Consider the following 17,929-nt stretch of genomic DNA (forward strand, 5'->3'; position numbering starts at 1 on the left):
GTCCGCGCCGAGGGCTATGCTGTGCCGGACCCGGGAGGAGGACACGGTGGACGAGACGCGGAAGGACCGGCTGGACCGCTGGCGCTCGTGCGCCGTGCTGCACGTCGACATGGACATGTTCTACGTCGGCGTGGAGCTGCTCGCCGCCCCCGGGCTGCGGGGCCGGCCGGTCATCGTGGCGGGGGCGGGCCACCGCTCCGTCGTGCTCTCCGCCTCCTACGAGGCCAGGGAGTTCGGCGTCCGCTCCGGCATGCCGCTGGCGAGGGCCCGGGCCATGTGCCCCCGGGCCGTCCTGCTCGAGCCCCACCGCGACGCCTACGCCGCGTACTCCCGGCGGGTCATGGCCATGTTCCGGGAGATCACCGACCGGGTGGAGCAGATCAGCGTGGACGAGGCCTTCCTGGACGTCGCCGGAGCCGTCCGGAGGCTCGGCCCGCCGGTGGGCATCGCCCGCGCCCTGCGCGCCCGGGTGCGGGCAGAGCTGGGGCTCACCGCCTCCGTGGGGATCGGGGCCAACAAGACCGTCGCGAAGATCGCCTCCACCCGCTCCAAGCCGGACGGTCTCCTGCTCGTCCAGCCCGAGGACACCGTCGCGTTCCTGGCGGAGCTGCCGGTCTCGGCTCTCTGGGGCGTCGGCGGGCGCACGGCCGAGACGCTCACCGGCGCGGGGCTGCGCAGCGTCGGGGACCTCGCGGCCGCCCCGGTCCCGGTGCTGGCGCGCCTGGTGGGCCGGGCCGCCGGCCACCACCTGCACGAGCTCGCCAACGGGCGCGACCCCCGTCCGGTCGAGCCGGTCCGGGAGGAGAAGAGCGTGGGCGCGGAGGAGACCTTCCCCCGTGACGTCGCGGACGACCGGGTGCTGCACGAGGCCCTGCTGCGGCTGAGCCACCGGACCGCCTCGCGGCTGCGCCGCCAGGGGCTGCGCGCCCGCCGGGTGGGGCTCAAGGTGCGCTGGGCGGACTTCACGACCATCACCCGCTCGCGGACGCTGCAGCACCCCTTCACCTCCGCCCACGACCTGTTCGAGCACGGCACGGGCCTGCTCGGCGAGCTCGGGAGCCGGCCGCAGCCGGTCCGGCTCATCGGCGTCCGGGCCGAGGGGCTGGAGCCCGCCACGGACGCCCTGCAGCTGAGCCTGGACGGCCGCGAGGAGGAGTGGGGGGCCGCCGAGCAGGCCATGGACCGGGTGCACGCCCGCTTCGGCGCCGAACGCCTGGGACCGGCCCGCCTCCTGCCGCCCGCACCACGGAATCAGCAAGCCAATTCGGAGGCTGTTGACAGCCGTGTGCGCGGTGCCAAATCCGCACCCGACGGTCTATCCTGGTAACAGGCGGCGCCGGAACAGCCGGGGAATCCGCACCCGAAGGATGAGGAGGCCTACCGTGCCACTGTCCGAGCACGAGCAACAGCTCCTGGCCCAGCTGGAGAAGCAGCTCCACGCGGACGACCCGAGGTTCGTGACGAGCATGGGCTCCCGTGCCGTCAAGGGTGCCTCCACCCGCAACATCGTCCTCGGGATCGTGATCGCCGTCGTCGGCCTGCTCGTCCTCCTGGGCGGGGTGGTCATCGACTCCATCCTGGTCGGGGTCCTGGGCTTCGTCGTGATGGGCGCCGGTGTCTACGTCGCCACGATGCGCTCCGGCAAGCCGAGCTCCGGCGGCGAGGCCGGCAAGGGCGGTCCGCCCCGCCGTTCGTCCCCCTTCCTGCAGAACCTCGAGCAGCGCTGGGACCAGCGCAACTCCGGGGGCCCGTCCTCCTGACCGGCCCGGACCGGCCCCACCGGCTCGCGGAGCCGCCCGTGGCACGCCGTCCGTAGGGCCCCGCCCCGGAGGACCGCTCCGCCGGATCCCTCCACCTCCCACCGCGCCGCGCCCAGGAGCGCGGCGTGCGACAGCTCCCCGGTGCGCCACCGGGGAGCTTTTTGGTGCCCGGGGAACGGCCCGCCCACCGTCCTCCACTGTCCTCCCCACCGCTCGCCACGGCGCCCCCCACCGCGCTCCAGCACGGTCCGCCCGCGGCCCGCCACGACGCTCCCCGCCGGCGCCGGACCGCCCCCGCCGCGCCGCCCCGCGCGGCCCACCACGGCCCTCCACCGGCGCACGCCCGCGGCCACCTGGGGCGACGCCGGCCGCGGGCCCCGGGCGCCGCGCCACGCCGCGGCGCCCGGCCCCCGCGTTCGTTGACCGGGGAGTGAAGTGGAGTAAAGTGGGGCGAAGAGATGGATCTGGGAGAACTCTCGGGCTGGAGAGGCGGTGAGCATGTTTCTCGGAACGTACTCACCCCGTCTCGACGAGAAGGGCCGCCTGATCCTGCCGGCGAAGTACCGGGAGGAGCTGGCGGAGGGACTCGTCCTGACCCGTGGTCAGGAGCGGTGCCTCTACGTGTTCAGCGTCCGTGAGTTCGAACGGGTCCACGAGCAGCTGAGGGCGGCGCCGCTGTCCTCGAAGCAGGCCCGGGACTACATCCGGGTCTTTCTCTCGGGTGCCTCGGACGAGGTCCCGGACAAGCAGGGCCGAGTCACCATACCGCCGCCGCTGCGGGACTACGCCGGGCTGGGCCGGGAGCTCGCCGTCATCGGCGCGGGCACCCGGGCGGAGATCTGGGACGCCCAGGCCTGGAACGAGTACCTGAACGAGAAGGAGGCCGTCTTCTCCGAGACCGAGGAGGAAGTGGTGCCCGGGCTCTTCTGAGCGCAGGGCCGCCGAGACCACCCGCGGAGCACGCGGAGCCGCTTCCCGGATGAGATCTCCAGCCGCACAGCCGTCACCGTCCTGACTCACCTTCCCCTGAGCCAGGCCGGATTCGAGGGACGGCCAGCGGATGGGGTTCTGATCCTGGAAGGCCCGCCGCCGCACCACGGCGTCGACCCGGCGCCGGCCACCGCAGACCGCACCACCGTCGACCGCCGAAGAGAGGGCCCATGGCGCAACGCCCAGCCGAGCAGCTCCACGTCCCCGTGCTGCTCGAGCGGTGCCTCGACCTGATGGCTCCCGCGCTCGGCGAGGACGGCGCCGTGGCGGTCGACGCGACGATGGGCATGGGCGGTCACTCCGAGGCGCTGCTGCGGCGCTTCCCCGGCCTGCAGCTGGTGGCCATCGACCGGGACCCGCAGGCGCACGCGCTGGCCGGGGCCCGGCTGGCCCCGTTCGGGGACCGCTTCCACCCCGTGCACACGACGTACGACCGGATCCCTGAGGCCCTCGGCCGGCACGGGTTCGACCACGCGGACGCGGTGCTCTTCGACCTCGGGGTCTCGTCCCTGCAGCTCGACGAGCGGGAGCGCGGCTTCGCCTACTCCTACGACGCGCCCCTGGACATGCGGATGGACGCCACGGCGACGGTCACGGCCCAGGACGTGGTCAACGACTACAGCGAGGCGGACCTGCGCCGGATCCTGCGGGACTGGGGCGAGGAGCGCTTCGCCGGCCGCATCGCCCGCGCGATCGTGGCGCAGCGGGCCAGGACCCCGCTGCGCACCACGGGAGAGCTCGTCGAGGTCGTCCGGGGCGCCGTGCCCCAGGCGGCCCAGCACCGCAAGGGGCATCCGGCGAAGCAGACGTTCCAGGCGCTGCGGATCGAGGTCAACGAGGAGCTCGACGTCCTGCGCCGGGCGATCCCGGCCGCGCTGGACGCCGTGCCCGTCGGCGGGCGCGTCGTGGCCATGAGCTACCACTCCCTCGAGGACCGGATCGTCAAGCAGGCCTTCGCCCGCGGCGCCACGTCCACGGCGCCGAAGGGCTTCCCCGTGGAGCTGGACCAGCACAAGCCCACCCTGCGGGTGCTGACCCGCGGGACCGAGACCCCGACCCCCCGGGAGATCGACGAGAACCCCCGGGCGGCCTCCGCGCGACTGCGCGCGGTGGAGCGGATCCGAGAGAACACTCCCCCCACAGCACAGAACGCGCAGAGGTACACGGCATGAGCGGAACCGGACTCCAGCGACGCCCCGCACGGACGGCCGCCGCGCGCACGGGCATCGGTGCCTGGGCCGGGCGGCGCGGGCAGCGCCCGCCGGTGGAGGGCAGCTCCGCCCGGCAGCTGAGCAGTTCCGCACCGCACCAGGAGGAGCCGTCCGGGTCCAGCCGTGCCCCGCTGTCCGTGGTCCCGGGCCGGGCACGGCGGCAGCGGGTCTCCACCGTGGTGCTCAGCCTCGTGGCCCTCGTGGTGGCGCTGGCCTCCATCCTGGTCCTGAACATCCAGATCTCCGGCGGCCAGTACCGGCTCGTGGAGCTGCGGGCCCAGGAGCAGGCGCTCAGCCAGCAGAACGAGGCGCTCACCCAGGACCTCGAGTTCTACAACGCCCCGCAGAACCTCGCGGTGATGGCGACGGACCTGGGCATGGTCCCCGCTCAGGACTCGGGCACGGTCGACCTCACGGACGGGACCGTCGAGGGCGACCCGCTGCCCGCGCAGCCCCAGGAGAACCACGAGATCCTGGTCGAGCACGCCCACCAGACCGGCTCGGAGGCCGCGGACCGCGCCGCCCAGCGCGCCGAGGACCGCGAGCAGGAGAAGGCGGAGCAGGAGCGCGAGGACGCCGAGCGCCGGGCCCGCGAGGACGCCGCGCCGGCCGGCGGACCGGAGGCGGACGGCGGTTCCCTCCCGGCGCCGCCGCAGCGCACGCCCGGGGAGTGACGGGGGCACCGGCCCCCGCACCCGCCGGCAGCAGCTCTCCGGACATCCCCCAGTCGCAACCAGGAACGAGGCAGACACGTGGCACGCGCACGCTCGACGTCCACCGGTGACGCCCCCGGCGCCCGAGGCATCGGCCGCAGCCACATCGGCGTCGTCCTCGTGCTCGGCCTGCTGGTGGTCCTCGGGCTCCGGCTCGTGTGGGTGCAGGGCTTCGACGCCGCGGGCCGGGCCGAGGCCGCCGCGGGGGAGCGGTCCCGCACCGAGGTGGTGCCCGCGCTGCGCGGGGAGATCCGGGACACGCACGGCAACGTCCTCGCCCGCACGCTGCAGCGCTACGACGTCACGGTCGACCAGTCCCTGGTGCGCGAGTTCGTGCGCCCCCTGGCCGACGGCACCACGGAGACCGTGACCCCCACGCAGGCGGTCTACCAGCTCGCCGACGCCCTCGAGCTCGAGGACGCCGAGGTCAAGGACGCCCTGGACGGCGACAAGCAGTTCGAGTACGTGGCCCGCGGGGTCACGCCCGAGCAGTGGAACACCGTGCGCGAGCTCGGCCTGCCCTACGTGTACGGGCAGCCGTCCTCCGACCGGATCTACCCCAACGGGCCGGTGGCCGGCAGCGTGGTCGGCTTCATGGGCGGGGACGACGAGGCGCTCGGCGGGATCGAGCAGACCCAGGACGAGCTGCTGCGCGGCACGGACGGCAGCCGGACCTTCGAGATCAGCGCCGACGGCGTGCGGATCCCGGTGGCGCCGCAGGAGGAGAGCCCGGTGGAGGACGGCTCCTCGGTGCAGCTGTCGATCGACAGCGACGTCCAGTTCTTCGCCCAGCAGGCCGTCATGGAGCGCGCCGAGGAGCTCGACGCCGAGTGGGGCACGGCCGTGGTGATGCGGATCGAGGACGGCGCCGTGCTCGCCCTCGCCGACTCCTCGACGGTGGACCCCAACGACATCGGCTCCGCGGCCCCCGAGGACCTCGGCGTGCGCTCCGTGCAGAACGCCGTGGAGCCGGGCTCCACCCAGAAGATCCTCACCGCGGCGGCCGCCGTGGAGGAGGGCGTGGTGACGCCGCACACCGAGATCACCGTGCCCCCGTTCCTGGAGATCGAGGGGCAGAAGATCACCGACGCCTTCGACCACGGCGAGCAGCAGCGCACGTTCGCCGGGATCATCGCCGACTCGATGAACACGGGCACCGTCCTGGTCGGGGGCAAGCTCACCCCGGAGCAGCGCCACGAGTGGATGCAGCGCTTCGGCGTCGGCGAGACCACGGGGATCGAGCTGCCGGGGGAGTCGCCCGGCATCCTCACGAGCGCGGACCAGTGGGACGTGCGCCAGCAGTACACGGTGCTCTTCGGCCAGGGCGTCGCCCAGACCCCGCTGCGCACCGCCACGATCTTCCAGGCGATCGGCAACGGCGGGGTCCAGGTGGAGCCCCGGGTGGTCGAGTCCGTGATCGCGCCCGACGGCACCAGCACCCCGGTCGAGCGGCCCGAGGGCGAACGGGTCGTCTCCGAGGGGACGGCGGAGCAGGTGCTCGACATGATGGAGGTCACCGTCACCCAGGGCGGCGCCAAGGAGGCGGCCGTGGAGGGCTACCGGGTGGGCGGCAAGACCGGCACCGCGGAGGCGCCGAGCCCCGAGGGCGGCTACGACGGCTACACCACCTCCTTCGTGGGCGTCGCCCCCATCGAGGACCCCCAGTACCTCGTGGCCGTCACGCTCCAGCGGCCCCAGGGCGACGTGCGCACGATCGGCACCACCCCCACCTTCAGCAAGATCATGGGGCAGGTGCTGCGCCACTACGACGTCCCGCCCTCGACGACCGAGCCCGTGGAGATCCCGCTGCGCACGGACGACCCGGAGGAGGACGAGGCCGAGGAGACGGCGCCGGTGGACACCCCTCCGGGCGTCGAGGCACCGGAGGACGGCGCCGCCGAGGCACCGGAGGACGGCGCCGCCGAGGCACCGGAGGACGGCGCCGAGGCCGGGCCCGCGGCCGCCGCGGCCGGTGCTCCCGCCCCGGCCGCGTCCCGGCGGGCCGACGAGGGCGACTAGACTTCCGTATCGCCGTGCCCGGCCACCCCCGGGTCCGCACCCCCCCCCGCACCCGGCGGACCACCCACCCGCCGACCAGACCACGAAGGACGTTGATGGACGCGACAGCCCAGCAGGGACACGACGCGCAGACGATGCGCCCCGCCCGGCCCCGGCCGCTGAGCCTCGCGGAGACCGCCCGGCTCGCCGGCGGCACCGCCCCGTCCCGCGCCGTGGAGGTCACCGGCATCTCCCTGGACTCCCGGCAGCTGCGTCCCGGCGACCTCTACGCGGCCCTGCCCGGGGCCCGCACCCACGGCGCCCGGTTCGCCGCGGCCGCCGAGCGCTCGGGCGCCGCCGCGGTGCTCACCGACGCCGAGGGCGCCGGGATCCTCCGGGAAGCCGGCATCCGGCTGCCCGTGGTCGAGTCCCCGGACCCGCGCCGGTCCGTGGGCACGATCGCCGCGCGCGTCTACGGCTCCCGGCCGGAGGACGGGACCGCCCCGGCCCTGTTCGCGGTGACCGGGACCAACGGCAAGACGACCACGACCTACTTCACCAACTCGGTGCTTCGGGCGCTCGGCCACCGCACGGGTCTGATCGGGACGATCGAGATCCTCGCCGGCGACGAGTCGATCCCCTCCCGGCTCACCACCCCGGAGGCCCCGCACGTGCACGCGCTGCTCGCGCTCATGCGCGAGCGCGGCATCACGGCGGCGTCCATGGAGGTCTCCTCCCACGCCCTGCAGTTCCACCGGGTGGACGGGGTCCGCTTCGACGTCGCCGGGTTCACCAACCTGACCCAGGACCACCTCGACCTGCACGGCTCGATGGACGAGTACTTCGCGGTGAAGGCCCAGCTGCTCACCCCGGAGCGGACCCGCCGGGCCGTGGTGGTGGTCCAGGACGAGGACGACGCCTGGGGCCTGCGGATGGCCGAGCACGCCCGGGAGCAGCTCGGCCCGGAGCAGGTGGACACGATCGCCCTGCGCGGCGGCGTGCCGGGGGACCGGGACGCCGGACCGGACCGGACCGGCGCGGACTGGACCCTGAGCACCCTGACCCGCCGCGGGATCGGCCACTCCTTCACGCTGCGGCACCGGGACGGCCGGACGCTGCGCGTGTCCACGGGCCTGCCGGGCGACTTCAACGTGGCCAACGCCGCGCTCGCCGTGGTCATGGTCGTGGCCTCCGGGGTCGACGCCGCCGACGTGCAGCGCGTGCTCGACGAGGCGGACCCCCTCACCACGGACGTGCCCGGGCGGATGCAGCTCGTCGGCACGCAGCCGACCGCCGTCGTCGACTTCGCGCACAACCCGGACGCCCTGCGCCGCGCGCTCGCCGCCGTCGAGCCGCCCGACGAGGACGGCCGCGTCATCGTGGTCTTCGGGGCCACGGGCGAGCGGGACCGGTCCAAGCGCCCCGTCATGGGCGAGATCGCCGCCCGGCACGCCGACGTCGTGATCGTCACGGACGACGACCCGCACGACGAGGACCCCGGGGGGATCCGCGCCGAGGTCGCCGCGGGAGCGTTCGCGGCCCGCGACGCCGGGGCCAGGGCCCAGGAGGTGCTCGTGCTCGAGCCCCGCGCCGTGGCCATCCGCGCCGCGGTGGCCATGGCCGGACCCGACGACTCGGTCCTCGTGGCCGGCCGCGGGCACGAGACGGTCCAGGAGATCCGGGGCGTGGACCACCCGCTGGACGACAGGGAAGAGCTGCGGGCCGCGCTGGCCGACGGGCAGCAGGACCGTTGGGAGAACCGATGATCGCACTCACCGCCGCACAGCTCGCGCAGATCACGGGGGGCCGCCCCGTCGGCGCCGCCGCCGAGGCGCCCGCCGTCCGGCACGTCGCCACCGACTCCCGGGAGGCCCGTCCCGGGACCCTGTTCGTCGCCAAGCCGGGCGAGGTCACCGACGGCCACGAGTACGTGGGCGCCGCCTTCGCCGCCGGTGCCGTGCTCGCCCTCGTCGAGCGCGAGGTCCCCGACGCCGCGGGCGTCGCCTACCCGGCCGTGCTGGTCCCCGACGTGGTCGAGGCGATGGGCCGGCTCGCCTCCTGGGTGGTGGCCCAGCTGCGCGCCGACCACGAGGTGAAGGTCATCGCCGTCACCGGCTCCGTCGGGAAGACCACCACCAAGGACCTCCTGCGGGGCATCTTCTCCGCGGAGGGTCCCACGGTCGCGCCCCGCGGGTCGTACAACGGGGAGGTCGGCGTGCCGCTGACCGTGTTCGAGGCCGAGCCGGACACCCGGTTCCTCATCATCGAGATGGGCGCCACGAAGATCGGCAACATCGACTACCTGTGCCGGATGGTCCGCCCCGACGTCGGGGTGGTCCTGTGCGTCGGCTCCGCCCACGCCGGCGAGTTCGGCGGCGTCGCCAACATCGCCCGCGCCAAGGGCGAGCTCGTCGAGTCCCTGGGCGCCGACGGCGTGGCGGTCCTCAACGACGACGACGTCCTGGTCCGCCAGATGCACCGCCGCACGGCCGCGCCCGTGCTGTTCTTCGGGGAGTCCCCGGCGAACGTGCTGCCCGAGGTCCCGGCCGCCCGGGTGCACGCCTCCGAGGTCCGGCTCGGGCCCGGGGGCAGCCCGGAGTTCCGCCTGCACCTCCCGGACGGCTCCGAGCACCGGATCGTCTCCCGGCTCATCGGGGAGCACCACGTGACCAACCTGCTCGCGGCGGCGTCCGCCGCCTTCGTGGCCGGGGTCGCCCCGGAGCGGATCGCAGCCTCGCTCAGCGCCCAGGGCGCCGCGAGCCGGTGGCGGATGGAGCGCACCGAGCGGGCCGACGGGGTGACGGTGATCAACGACGCCTACAACGCCAACCCGCAGTCGATGCGCGCCGCGCTGCAGACCCTGGCCCAGCTGGGCCGCGGCTCCGGCGGCTCGGCGCCCCGGCGCACCTGGGCCGTGCTCGGCGGCATGCTGGAGCTCGGCGACAGCACCGTGGAGGAGCACGACGCCCTGGGCCGGATGGTCGTGCGGCTGAACATCTCCAAGCTGATCGCGGTGGGCGACCTCGCCCGCCCCGTGTACGACGCCGCCCAGCTCGAGGGCTCGTGGGGCAACGAGGCGACCTGGGCGGCCACCCCGGAGGACGCCGAGGAGATCCTGCGCGAGGAGCTCGCACCCGGTGACGTCGTGCTCTTCAAGTCCTCCAACGCCGCCGGACTGCGGATCCTGGGGGACCGGGTCGCGGCCGGCGCGGGCGGCGACGCCGGCGGGCCCGCTCCCGGCAACGACGCCCCGGCGCGCGGCGACCACTGGCTCTCGGCCGGCCCCTTCGTCAACGCCTCCCTCGACCCGAGCGGGAGGCCCACCGCCCCGGGATCGCCCGCGGAGGGGAACGAGCCGGCATGATCCAGATCCTCATGGCGGCCTGCTTCGCGCTGGTGCTGTCCCTCTTCGGCACCCCGGCCTTCATCAAGTTCCTCGCCCGGCGCGGCTACGGCCAGTTCATCCGGGACGACGGGCCCACGAGCCACCACACCAAGCGCGGGACGCCCACCATGGGCGGGGTCGCGATCCTCGGCTCCGTGGTGCTCGCCTACGGGCTGACCCACCTGATCTCCGGGCTCGTGTGGCCCGCCTACGGGGGCGTCACCCTCTCCGGGCTCTCCGCGCTGCTGCTGATGCTGGGCATGGGCTTCGTCGGCTTCATCGACGACTACAAGAAGATCGCCAAGAAGCAGAACCTCGGGCTCAGCCCCGTGGGCAAGATCGTGCTCCAGGGCCTCATCGGCTCCGCGTTCGCGCTGCTCGTGCTGCTCGTGCCCGGTCCGCAGGGCGCCACTCCGGCGTCCTCCGCGATCTCCGTGACCCGGGACACCTCCCTCGACCTCGCGTTCGCGGGCACGGTGGTGGGCGCCGTGCTGTTCGTGATCTGGGTGAACCTGATCGCCACGGCCACCACCAACGCCGTGAACCTCACCGACGGCCTCGACGGCCTCGCCACCGGCGCGTCCATCCTCGTGTTCAGCGGCTACCTGCTGATCGCCATGTGGCAGAACACCCACCTCTGCGGGTCCGTGGCCCAGGGGGTCTGCTACGAGGTGCGCGACGCCGCCGACCTCGCCCTCACCGCCGCCGCCCTGGTCGGGGCCCTCGTGGGGTTCCTGTGGTGGAACACCTCTCCGGCGAAGATCTTCATGGGCGACACGGGCTCCCTCGGCCTCGGCGGCGCGCTCGCCGCGTTCGCGGTGCTCACCCGCACCGAGCTGCTGCTCGTGCTCATCGCCGGGCTGTTCGTGGTGATCACGGTCTCCGTCATCCTGCAGGTCGGCTACTTCAAGCTCTCCGGCGGCAAGCGCATCTTCAAGATGGCGCCGCTGCAGCACCACTTCGAGCTCAAGGGCTGGAACGAGGTGACCATCGTGGTCCGCTTCTGGATCATCGCCGGGCTGTTCGTCGCGGCCGCGCTCGGCGTCTTCTACGGCGACTGGCTGCTCTCCCACGGAGGAATGATCCAATGATCCACGCGAGCAACGACAACCCCGTCCTGGACCGCCCCCGGCTCGCCGGGCTCACCAGCTGGGACGCGGACTGGGCCGGGCTGCGCGTGGTCGTGGCCGGGATCGGCGTCTCGGGCTTCGCCGCCGCGGACACGCTGATCGAGCTCGGCGCCCGCGTCGTCGTCGTCGACGGGGCGGACACCCCCGGGACCCGGGCGAAGGCCGAGACCCTGCGCATCGTGGGCGCCGCCGGCGTCCTGCTGGGGGAGGGCCACCAGGAGGCCGTGCCCGACGTCGAGGGCGCCCGCCCCGACCTGGTCGTCACCTCCCCGGGGCTGCGGCCCGACCACCCCCTGCTCGCCGCCGCGGCCGCCGAGGGCATCCAGATCTGGGGCGACGTGGAGCTCGCCTGGCGGGTCCGCGAGCGCGCCGGGCGCAGGACCGCCGAGTGGGTCTGCATCACCGGCACGAACGGCAAGACCACCACGGTCGGGATGACCGCGGCGATGCTGCGGGCCGCCGGGCTCAGCGCGGCCGCCGTCGGCAACGTGGGCACCCCGATCCTGGACGCGCTGCGCGAGCCGGTCGAGCACGACGTCCTGGCCGTGGAGCTCTCCAGCTTCCAGCTGCACTGGACGTCCTCGATGTCGCCGCTGGCGTCCGTGGTGCTCAACGTGGCCGAGGACCACGTGGACTGGCACGGCGGCTACGACAACTACGTGGCGGACAAGTCCCGGATCTACGAGCACACCCGGGTGGCCTGCGTCTACAACGCCCAGCAGGCCGAGACCGTGCGCATGGTCGAGGAGGCCGACGTGGTGGAGGGCTGCCGCGCGGTGGGCTTCACCCTCGAGACCCCGGACGTCAGCATGCTCGGCGTCGTGGAGGACCTGCTCGTGGACCGGGCCTTCCTCGACGACCGCCGCGGCTCGGCCCTCGAGCTCGCCTCGATCACCGACACCGGCCCCCTTCCCACGCCCCACGGCGTGGCCAACGCCCTGGCCGCCGCGGCGCTGGCCCGGGCGGCCGGCGCGCCGCCGGAGGCCGTGCGGGACGGGCTGCGCGCCTGGGAGCCCGGCGACCACCGGATCCAGGCCGTCGCCACGACCCACGGCGTGCTGTGGATCAACGACTCCAAGGCCACCAACCCGCACGCGGCCGAGGCCGCGCTGTCCGCGTTCGACTCCGTGGTGTGGATCGCCGGCGGCCTGTCCAAGGGCGTCTCCTACGACCGGCTCGTCGCCCGGCACGCCGGGCGGCTGCGCACCGTGGTGCTCATCGGCACGGACAACGACTCGCTGCTCGCCGCGCTCGCCGCCCACGCCCCGCAGGTTCCCGTCCTGCGCACGGCGGAGCGTCCCGGCGCCGGGGCGGGCGACGCCGTGATGGGCGAGGCCGTCCGGCTCGCCCACGAGGTCGCCCAGCAGGGCGACACGGTGCTGATGGCCCCGGCGTCCGCCTCGATGGACCAGTTCAGCTCCTACGCCCACCGCGGCGACGCGTTCGTCCGGGAGGTCGCCGAGCTCGTGGGACGGCTCTCGTGACCGAGGTGCGGGACCGGCCGGGACTCGCCGAGACGGCCCGCGGCTCCCTGGGCGGGGCCCGCCGCTTCTGGCGGGCCCTGGTGGACGGTCCGCTCGTCCACTCCTACTACGCGCTGGCCGGATCCGTGCTGCTGCTCACGGCCATCGGCATCATGATGGTGCTCTCCGCCTCGGCGGTGGAGTCGATCTCCGCGCAGGAGTCCGCCTACTCGTACTTCGTCAAGCAGGCCACCTACGGGGGGCTGGGCGTGCTCCTGATGTTCGGGCTGTCCTTCGTGCCCACCTCCTGGTACCGCCGGGGCGCCACCGGGCTCCTCGTCCTCGCCGTGCTGCTGCTGCTGCTCGTCTTCACCCCGCTGGGGCAGGAGATCAACGGCAACCGGAACTGGATCGTGGTGGGCGGGCAGTCCTTCCAGCCGTCCGAGGCCGCCAAGCTCGCCGTCGCCCTCTGGCTGGCGGCGGTGCTGGCCCGGCAGGGCGACGCCGTGCGGGACTGGCGCCAGGCCCTGTGGCCCTCGGGCCTGGGCGTCGGGGTGCCCGCCCTGATGATCGTGCTCGGCGACGACGTGGGAACGGCCCTGGTCTTCGTCCTCATCTACGCGGCCGCGCTGTTCTTCGCCGGGGCGCCGCTGCGCCTGTTCGTGCTCGCGGCGGCCGGGGCCGCGCTGGCCGGCACGCTGGCGATCGTCACCGCGCCGCACCGCGTGGACCGGATCACCGGCTGGCTGTTCGGCGAGTGCGGGGCCACCGACGCCTGCTACCAGGCCGAGCAGGGGCTCAACGCCCTCGCCTCCGGCGGCTGGTGGGGCGTGGGGCTGGGCCAGTCCCGGCTCAAGTACAACTACGTCCCCGAGGCGCACAACGACTACATCTTCTCGATCATCGGCGAGGAGCTGGGCCTGCTGGGCACGGTGCTGATCCTGGCCCTGTTCGCGGTCATGGCCCTGGCGATGGCCCGCGTGATCCTGCGCGCCCGCAGCGGCTTCGTCCGGATCGCCACCGCCTGCATCGTCACCTGGCTCGTCGGCCAGGCGTTCATCAACATCGGCATGGTCACGGGGGTGCTGCCCGTGATCGGCATCCCCCTCCCGTTCATCAGCTACGGTGGGTCGTCGCTGCTGATGAGCCTCGCGGCCGTCGGCGTGGTGATGTCCTTCACCCGGCTGCCGCGCCGGATCCAGGTCCCCACCCGCACCCCCCGCCCCCGCACCCCGAACGAGGATCGCGCATGACACCGTCCGAACCCACCACCGGAGGCCCCGCGCCGTCGGTCCTGCTGGCCGGCGGGGGCACCGCCGGGCACGTCAGCCCGCTCCTGGCCGTGGCCGCCGCCCTGCGGGAGCAGGCCCCGCAGGCCCGGCTCACGGCGGTGGGCACCGCCTCCGGGATGGAGACGCGGCTCGTCCCGCAGGCCGGACTCGAGCTCGAGCTCGTCGACCGCGTGCCGCTGCCCCGCCGGCCCTCCGTGGACCTCGTCCGGCTGCCGGGGCGCCTCCTCGGCGCCGTGCGGCAGGCGGGGGAGATCCTGGACCGCGTCCGGCCCGACGTGGTGCTCGGCGTCGGAGGGTACGTCTGCACCCCCGTCTACCTCGCCGCCGCCCGGCGGGGCCTGCCCATCGTCGTCCACGAGGCCAACGCCCGGCCGGGACTGGCCAACCGGGTGGGCGCGCGCTGGGCCCGGACCGTGGCCGTCGCGTTCCCCGGCACCCCGCTGCGCGGGGCCGTGACCGTCGGCATGCCCATGCGCCGGGAGATCTCGGGCCTGGACCGCGAGGCGCTGCGCGCCGAGGCGCGCCGCTCCTTCGGGCTCGACCCAGACCTGCCCACCGTGGTGGTCACCGGCGGCTCCTCGGGCGCCCTCGCCATGAACCGGACCGTGGCCGGCGTGGCCGAGGAGGTCGCCGAGCACGGCCACCAGCTCCTGCACGTCACCGGCCGGGGCAAGCAGCTCACCCGGGACGACGGCGCGCCGCTGAGCGCCCCGGGCTACGTGCAGGTGGAGTACGTGGACGGGATGGAGCGCGTCTACGCCGCCGCGGACCTGCTGGTGGCCCGCGCCGGCGCCGCGACCGTCTCGGAGGTCGCGGCCGTCGGGCTGCCCGCCGTGTTCGTCCCGCTGCCCGTCGGCAACGGCGAGCAGGCCCTCAACGCCGCCTCCCTCGTGGCGGCCGGCGCGGCGCAGCTCGTGGCCGACGACGCGTTCACCCCCGACTGGTACCGCCGGCACGTCCACCCGCTGCTGGCCGACCCCGGCCGGCTCGCCACGATGGCCGCCGCGAGCCGCGGCCACGGCGTGCGCGACGCCGACACCGTGCTGGCCCGGCTGATCCTCGAGGAGGTCCCCCGTGGACGCTGAGCACGAGACCGACCCCGCCCGGCTGGGCCGGGTGCACTTCATCGGCATGGGCGGGGCGGGGATGTCCGCCGTCGCGAAGCTCATGCTCGCCCGCGGGGTGCCCGTCAGCGGCTCGGACCGGCAGGACTCGCCGGGCCTGCGCCAGCTCCAGGACCTGGGCGCCACCGTGCACGTGGGCCAGCACGCCCGCCACGTCGAGGGGGCGCAGACCGTGGTCGTGTCGACCGCGATCCCGCCCGGGGACCCCGAGTACTCCGCCGCCCGGGCCGCCGGGCTGCGCGTGCTCCACCGCTCCGCGGCGCTCGCGGCCGCGATGCACGGCCGCGACGTCGTGGCCGTCGCCGGCACCCACGGCAAGACCACCACCAGTGCCATGGCCGCGCTCACGCTGCACGCCGCCGGGCTCGGGCCCTCCTGGGCCATCGGCGCGCACGTGGCGGACCTCGGCTCCAACGCGGCCCTCGGCCCGGGCCGGTGGTTCGTGGCGGAGGCCGACGAGTCGGACGGCTCCTTCCTGGCGTACGCGCCGCGGATCGCCGTGGTCACCAACATCGAGCCCGACCACCTCGACCACTACGCCTCCCGCGAGGCCTTCTTCCGGGCCTTCGACGAGTTCGCGGCCACGCTGCCCCGGGACGGGCTGCTCGTGGCCTGCCAGGACGACCCCGGCTCGCGGGCGCTCGCGGAGCGCCACCGGGCCGCCGGCGGGCGCGTCGTCAGCTACGGCACGGACCCGGGCTCCGACGTCCAGGTGCTCCCCGGCGCGGCGGACGGGCTGCGCACCCGCAGCACGCTGCTGCTGGGGGAGGGCGCGGACCGCCGCGAGGAGCAGCTCGAGCTCGCCGTGCCGGGCCGGCACAACGTCCTCAACGCCACCGCCGCCTTCTGCGTGGCCCTCGAGGCCGGCGTCCCGCCGGCGGACGCGGTGCGCGGACTGGCCGGCTTCCACGGCTCCGCCCGGCGCTTCGAGCTGCGGGGGGAGATCGACGGGATCCGGGTCTTCGACGACTACGCCCACCACCCCACCGAGGTGGTCGCGGCCCTCACGGCGGCCCGCGAGGTCGCGGCCGGGTACCGGGTGCTCGCGATCTTCCAGCCGCACCTGTTCTCCCGCACGCGCGAGTTCGCGGCCGAGTTCGCCGACGCCCTCGCGCTGGCCGACGAGGCCCTGGTCATCGACATCTACGCCGCGCGGGAGCAGCCCGTCGCGGGCCTCACGAGCGAGATCGTCACCGAGCGCGCTCCCGCGCACGTCCGCTACGTGCCGGACGGCTCGGACGCCGTCGACCAGGCCGTGCGGGCCGCGCGGCCCGGGGACCTGGTGCTCACGGTGGGCGCCGGGGACGTCACCGCCCTCGGCCCCCGGCTCGTGGACCGGCTCGGAGCCCGCTGATGAGCCGGCACGGCCGACCGCGCCAGCCGCGGCTGGGGGGCACGGCCGGGGACGGCGCGGTCCCCGCGCCGGGGGAGGACACCGACCCGCAGCGTCTCCCCGGCGCGCCGGACGGGCCCGGGGACCGGCCCACGGCCGGGAGCACGGATCCCGGCGCGGCCGGCGCCCCCGGCACGGGCGCACCGCGGGCCGGCCGCGTGCGCGTGAACGACGGCACCAAGGTCACGCCCCTGGCCGACGACGACGACCTCGAGGAGGTCCCGGCCGCCGGCGGCCGGTTCAGCGCGTGGCGGCGGCACCGGCAGGAGCGGGCCGCGTCCCGCACGCTCACCGCCTCCCGGGTGCCCCCGGCGGACGAGCCGCCACGGGCCGGTTCCACCGCGGTCGGCGCCACGTCGGCCGGTCCCACCTCGGCCGGTCCCACCTCGGCCGGTCCCACCTCGGCGGGCTCCACCTCGGCCGGTCCCACCGCGGCTGGTTCTACCGCGGCCGGTTCTACCGCGGCCGGCTCCACGGCGGTCGGCGCCACGGCGGTCGGCGCCACGGCAGTCGGCGCCACGGCAGTCGGTGCCACGACGGCCGGTGCCACGACGGCCGGCGCCACGGTCGTCGCCTTTCCCGCCTCTCCGGGGGCGCGGCGCCGGCGCCGGCGGATCGGCGCGGTCCTCGGCGTCCTCGCCGCGCTCGCGGTGCTCGCCGGGGTGCTGTTCCTCTCCCCGGCACTGGCCGTCCGGGAGATCTCGGTGCGCGGCGCCGAGCTGACGGACCCCGCCCGCGTCGAGTCCGCGCTGGAGGCCTACCGGGGCGTGCCCCTGACCCGGATCTCCAAGGACGAGGTGCGGGACCGGGTGGGCCGGATCCCGCAGGTCCGCTCCATCGAGGTCCTGCTCGAGCCCCCGCACCACCTCGTGGTGGCGCTGCACGAGCGTGTGCCCGTGGCGGCCGTCGAGGACGGCGACGAGTTCGTGGTCGTCGACTCGGAGGGCGTGGAGCTGATGACCGCCGGCTCGGCGGAGGAGGCGGGCGTCCCCGTCGTCACGGGCGGCCGCGACGTGCTCGAGAGCGAGCGCTTCGACGCCATCGCCGACGTGCTGGCCGCCCTGCCGGAGTCCGTGCTCGCGCAGCTGCGCACCGCTTCGGCGGAGTCCCTGTCCTCGGTGGAGCTGGCCTTCACCGACGGCCGCACGGTCGTCTGGGGCACCGCCGAGGACAGCGAGCTCAAGTCGCAGGTGCTGCGGGAGCTCGTCGAGGCGCGCGGCGCCGGCAGCGGGGTCGAGACCTACGACGTGTCGAGCCCGACGCGGCCGGTGGTGCGCTGACGGACGACGTCCGTGCCCGCCGCCGGCCTCAGGTTCGACCAGAGGTCGAAAGAAGCGACCCAGGGGCGTACGACGTGCGGTTTTGGCGAAAAGTGTCGAAAGCGGTATGGCTTGTCGTGCAGGTGCTCCCCGTGGTTGTTAGGCTTGACCTCGACATCGAACCTCCCGGGACAGCAGCTGACGGCCTGAT

At 74.9% G+C, this 17,929-nt stretch carries 14 protein-coding genes; all 14 read left to right on the top strand.

Annotation, left to right across the window (positions count from 1 at the left end; translation table 11 throughout):
• The first annotated feature begins 46 nt into the window (after positions 1 to 46).
• The 14 genes from dinB to RCG67_RS11635 all read left to right on the top strand — a co-directional run bounded on the left by dinB (position 47) and on the right by RCG67_RS11635 (position 17,739).
• Positions 47 to 1,327 (top strand): DNA polymerase IV, encoded by a 1,281-nt coding sequence (gene dinB / locus RCG67_RS11570; RefSeq protein ID WP_368826389.1) that lies wholly within the window; start codon positions 47 to 49, stop codon positions 1,325 to 1,327.
• A 55-nt stretch (positions 1,328 to 1,382) separates the two neighbouring features.
• The gene (locus RCG67_RS11575; protein WP_368826391.1) at positions 1,383 to 1,760 is read left to right on the top strand and encodes an SCO2097 family morphological protein; all 378 of its coding nucleotides are present in this window, start codon (positions 1,383 to 1,385) and stop codon (positions 1,758 to 1,760) included.
• Positions 1,761 to 2,258: 498 nt separating this feature from the next.
• The gene (mraZ, locus tag RCG67_RS11580; protein WP_368826392.1) at positions 2,259 to 2,690 is read left to right on the top strand and encodes a division/cell wall cluster transcriptional repressor MraZ; all 432 of its coding nucleotides are present in this window, start codon (positions 2,259 to 2,261) and stop codon (positions 2,688 to 2,690) included.
• Positions 2,691 to 2,920: 230 nt separating this feature from the next.
• The gene (rsmH, locus tag RCG67_RS11585; RefSeq protein ID WP_368826394.1) at positions 2,921 to 3,922 is read left to right on the top strand and encodes a 16S rRNA (cytosine(1402)-N(4))-methyltransferase RsmH; all 1,002 of its coding nucleotides are present in this window, start codon (positions 2,921 to 2,923) and stop codon (positions 3,920 to 3,922) included.
• Positions 3,919 to 4,635 (top strand): cell division protein FtsL, encoded by a 717-nt coding sequence (ftsL, locus tag RCG67_RS11590; protein ID WP_368826395.1) that lies wholly within the window; start codon positions 3,919 to 3,921, stop codon positions 4,633 to 4,635. The genes rsmH and ftsL overlap by 4 nt, the downstream gene beginning before the upstream one ends.
• A gap of 78 nt (positions 4,636 to 4,713) precedes the next feature.
• The gene (locus RCG67_RS11595; protein WP_368826396.1) at positions 4,714 to 6,693 is read left to right on the top strand and encodes a peptidoglycan D,D-transpeptidase FtsI family protein; all 1,980 of its coding nucleotides are present in this window, start codon (positions 4,714 to 4,716) and stop codon (positions 6,691 to 6,693) included.
• 95 nt (positions 6,694 to 6,788) lie between these two features.
• Positions 6,789 to 8,438, top strand: coding sequence for a UDP-N-acetylmuramoyl-L-alanyl-D-glutamate--2,6-diaminopimelate ligase (locus RCG67_RS11600; RefSeq protein ID WP_368826398.1), 1,650 nt, complete (start codon positions 6,789 to 6,791; stop codon positions 8,436 to 8,438).
• Positions 8,435 to 10,036 carry a UDP-N-acetylmuramoyl-tripeptide--D-alanyl-D-alanine ligase gene (locus RCG67_RS11605; RefSeq protein ID WP_368826399.1) on the top strand — a complete coding sequence of 534 codons (1,602 nt, stop codon included), beginning with the start codon at positions 8,435 to 8,437 and terminating at the stop codon, positions 10,034 to 10,036. The genes RCG67_RS11600 and RCG67_RS11605 overlap by 4 nt, the downstream gene beginning before the upstream one ends.
• Positions 10,033 to 11,148: a phospho-N-acetylmuramoyl-pentapeptide-transferase gene (gene mraY / locus RCG67_RS11610; protein ID WP_058873719.1), complete on the top strand. Its 1,116-nt coding sequence runs from the start codon at positions 10,033 to 10,035 to the stop codon at positions 11,146 to 11,148. The genes RCG67_RS11605 and mraY overlap by 4 nt, the downstream gene beginning before the upstream one ends.
• Positions 11,145 to 12,671, top strand: a complete 1,527-nt coding sequence (murD, locus tag RCG67_RS11615) for a UDP-N-acetylmuramoyl-L-alanine--D-glutamate ligase (RefSeq protein ID WP_368826400.1) — start codon at positions 11,145 to 11,147, stop codon at positions 12,669 to 12,671. The genes mraY and murD overlap by 4 nt, the downstream gene beginning before the upstream one ends.
• Positions 12,668 to 13,903, top strand: coding sequence for a putative lipid II flippase FtsW (gene ftsW, locus RCG67_RS11620; protein ID WP_368826401.1), 1,236 nt, complete (start codon positions 12,668 to 12,670; stop codon positions 13,901 to 13,903). The genes murD and ftsW overlap by 4 nt, the downstream gene beginning before the upstream one ends.
• Positions 13,900 to 15,027, top strand: a complete 1,128-nt coding sequence (gene murG / locus RCG67_RS11625; RefSeq protein ID WP_368826402.1) for an undecaprenyldiphospho-muramoylpentapeptide beta-N-acetylglucosaminyltransferase — start codon at positions 13,900 to 13,902, stop codon at positions 15,025 to 15,027. The genes ftsW and murG overlap by 4 nt, the downstream gene beginning before the upstream one ends.
• Positions 15,017 to 16,420, top strand: coding sequence for a UDP-N-acetylmuramate--L-alanine ligase (murC, locus tag RCG67_RS11630; protein ID WP_368826404.1), 1,404 nt, complete (start codon positions 15,017 to 15,019; stop codon positions 16,418 to 16,420). Before murG ends, murC begins: the two co-directional genes overlap by 11 nt.
• The gene (locus RCG67_RS11635; RefSeq protein ID WP_368826406.1) at positions 16,420 to 17,739 is read left to right on the top strand and encodes a cell division protein FtsQ/DivIB; all 1,320 of its coding nucleotides are present in this window, start codon (positions 16,420 to 16,422) and stop codon (positions 17,737 to 17,739) included. Before murC ends, RCG67_RS11635 begins: the two co-directional genes overlap by 1 nt.
• Positions 17,740 to 17,929: the final 190 nt, after the last annotated feature.

Origin of the sequence: Kocuria cellulosilytica (assembly GCF_040981245.1) — a bacterium.
GTDB lineage: Bacteria > Actinomycetota > Actinomycetes > Actinomycetales > Micrococcaceae > Kocuria > Kocuria cellulosilytica.

Excerpts from the sequence above, each read along its gene's own strand:
- mraZ (WP_368826392.1), top strand. The coding sequence starts at position 2,259 with ATGTTTCTCGGAACGTACTCACCCCGTCTCGACGAGAAGGGCCGCCTG.
- rsmH (WP_368826394.1), top strand. The coding sequence starts at position 2,921 with ATGGCGCAACGCCCAGCCGAGCAGCTCCACGTCCCCGTGCTGCTCGAG.
- ftsL (WP_368826395.1), top strand. The coding sequence starts at position 3,919 with ATGAGCGGAACCGGACTCCAGCGACGCCCCGCACGGACGGCCGCCGCG.
- RCG67_RS11600 (WP_368826398.1), top strand. The coding sequence starts at position 6,789 with ATGGACGCGACAGCCCAGCAGGGACACGACGCGCAGACGATGCGCCCC.
- RCG67_RS11605 (WP_368826399.1), top strand. The coding sequence starts at position 8,435 with ATGATCGCACTCACCGCCGCACAGCTCGCGCAGATCACGGGGGGCCGC.
- mraY (WP_058873719.1), top strand. The coding sequence starts at position 10,033 with ATGATCCAGATCCTCATGGCGGCCTGCTTCGCGCTGGTGCTGTCCCTC.
- murD (WP_368826400.1), top strand. The coding sequence starts at position 11,145 with ATGATCCACGCGAGCAACGACAACCCCGTCCTGGACCGCCCCCGGCTC.
- murG (WP_368826402.1), top strand. The coding sequence starts at position 13,900 with ATGACACCGTCCGAACCCACCACCGGAGGCCCCGCGCCGTCGGTCCTG.
- RCG67_RS11635 (WP_368826406.1), top strand. The coding sequence starts at position 16,420 with ATGAGCCGGCACGGCCGACCGCGCCAGCCGCGGCTGGGGGGCACGGCC.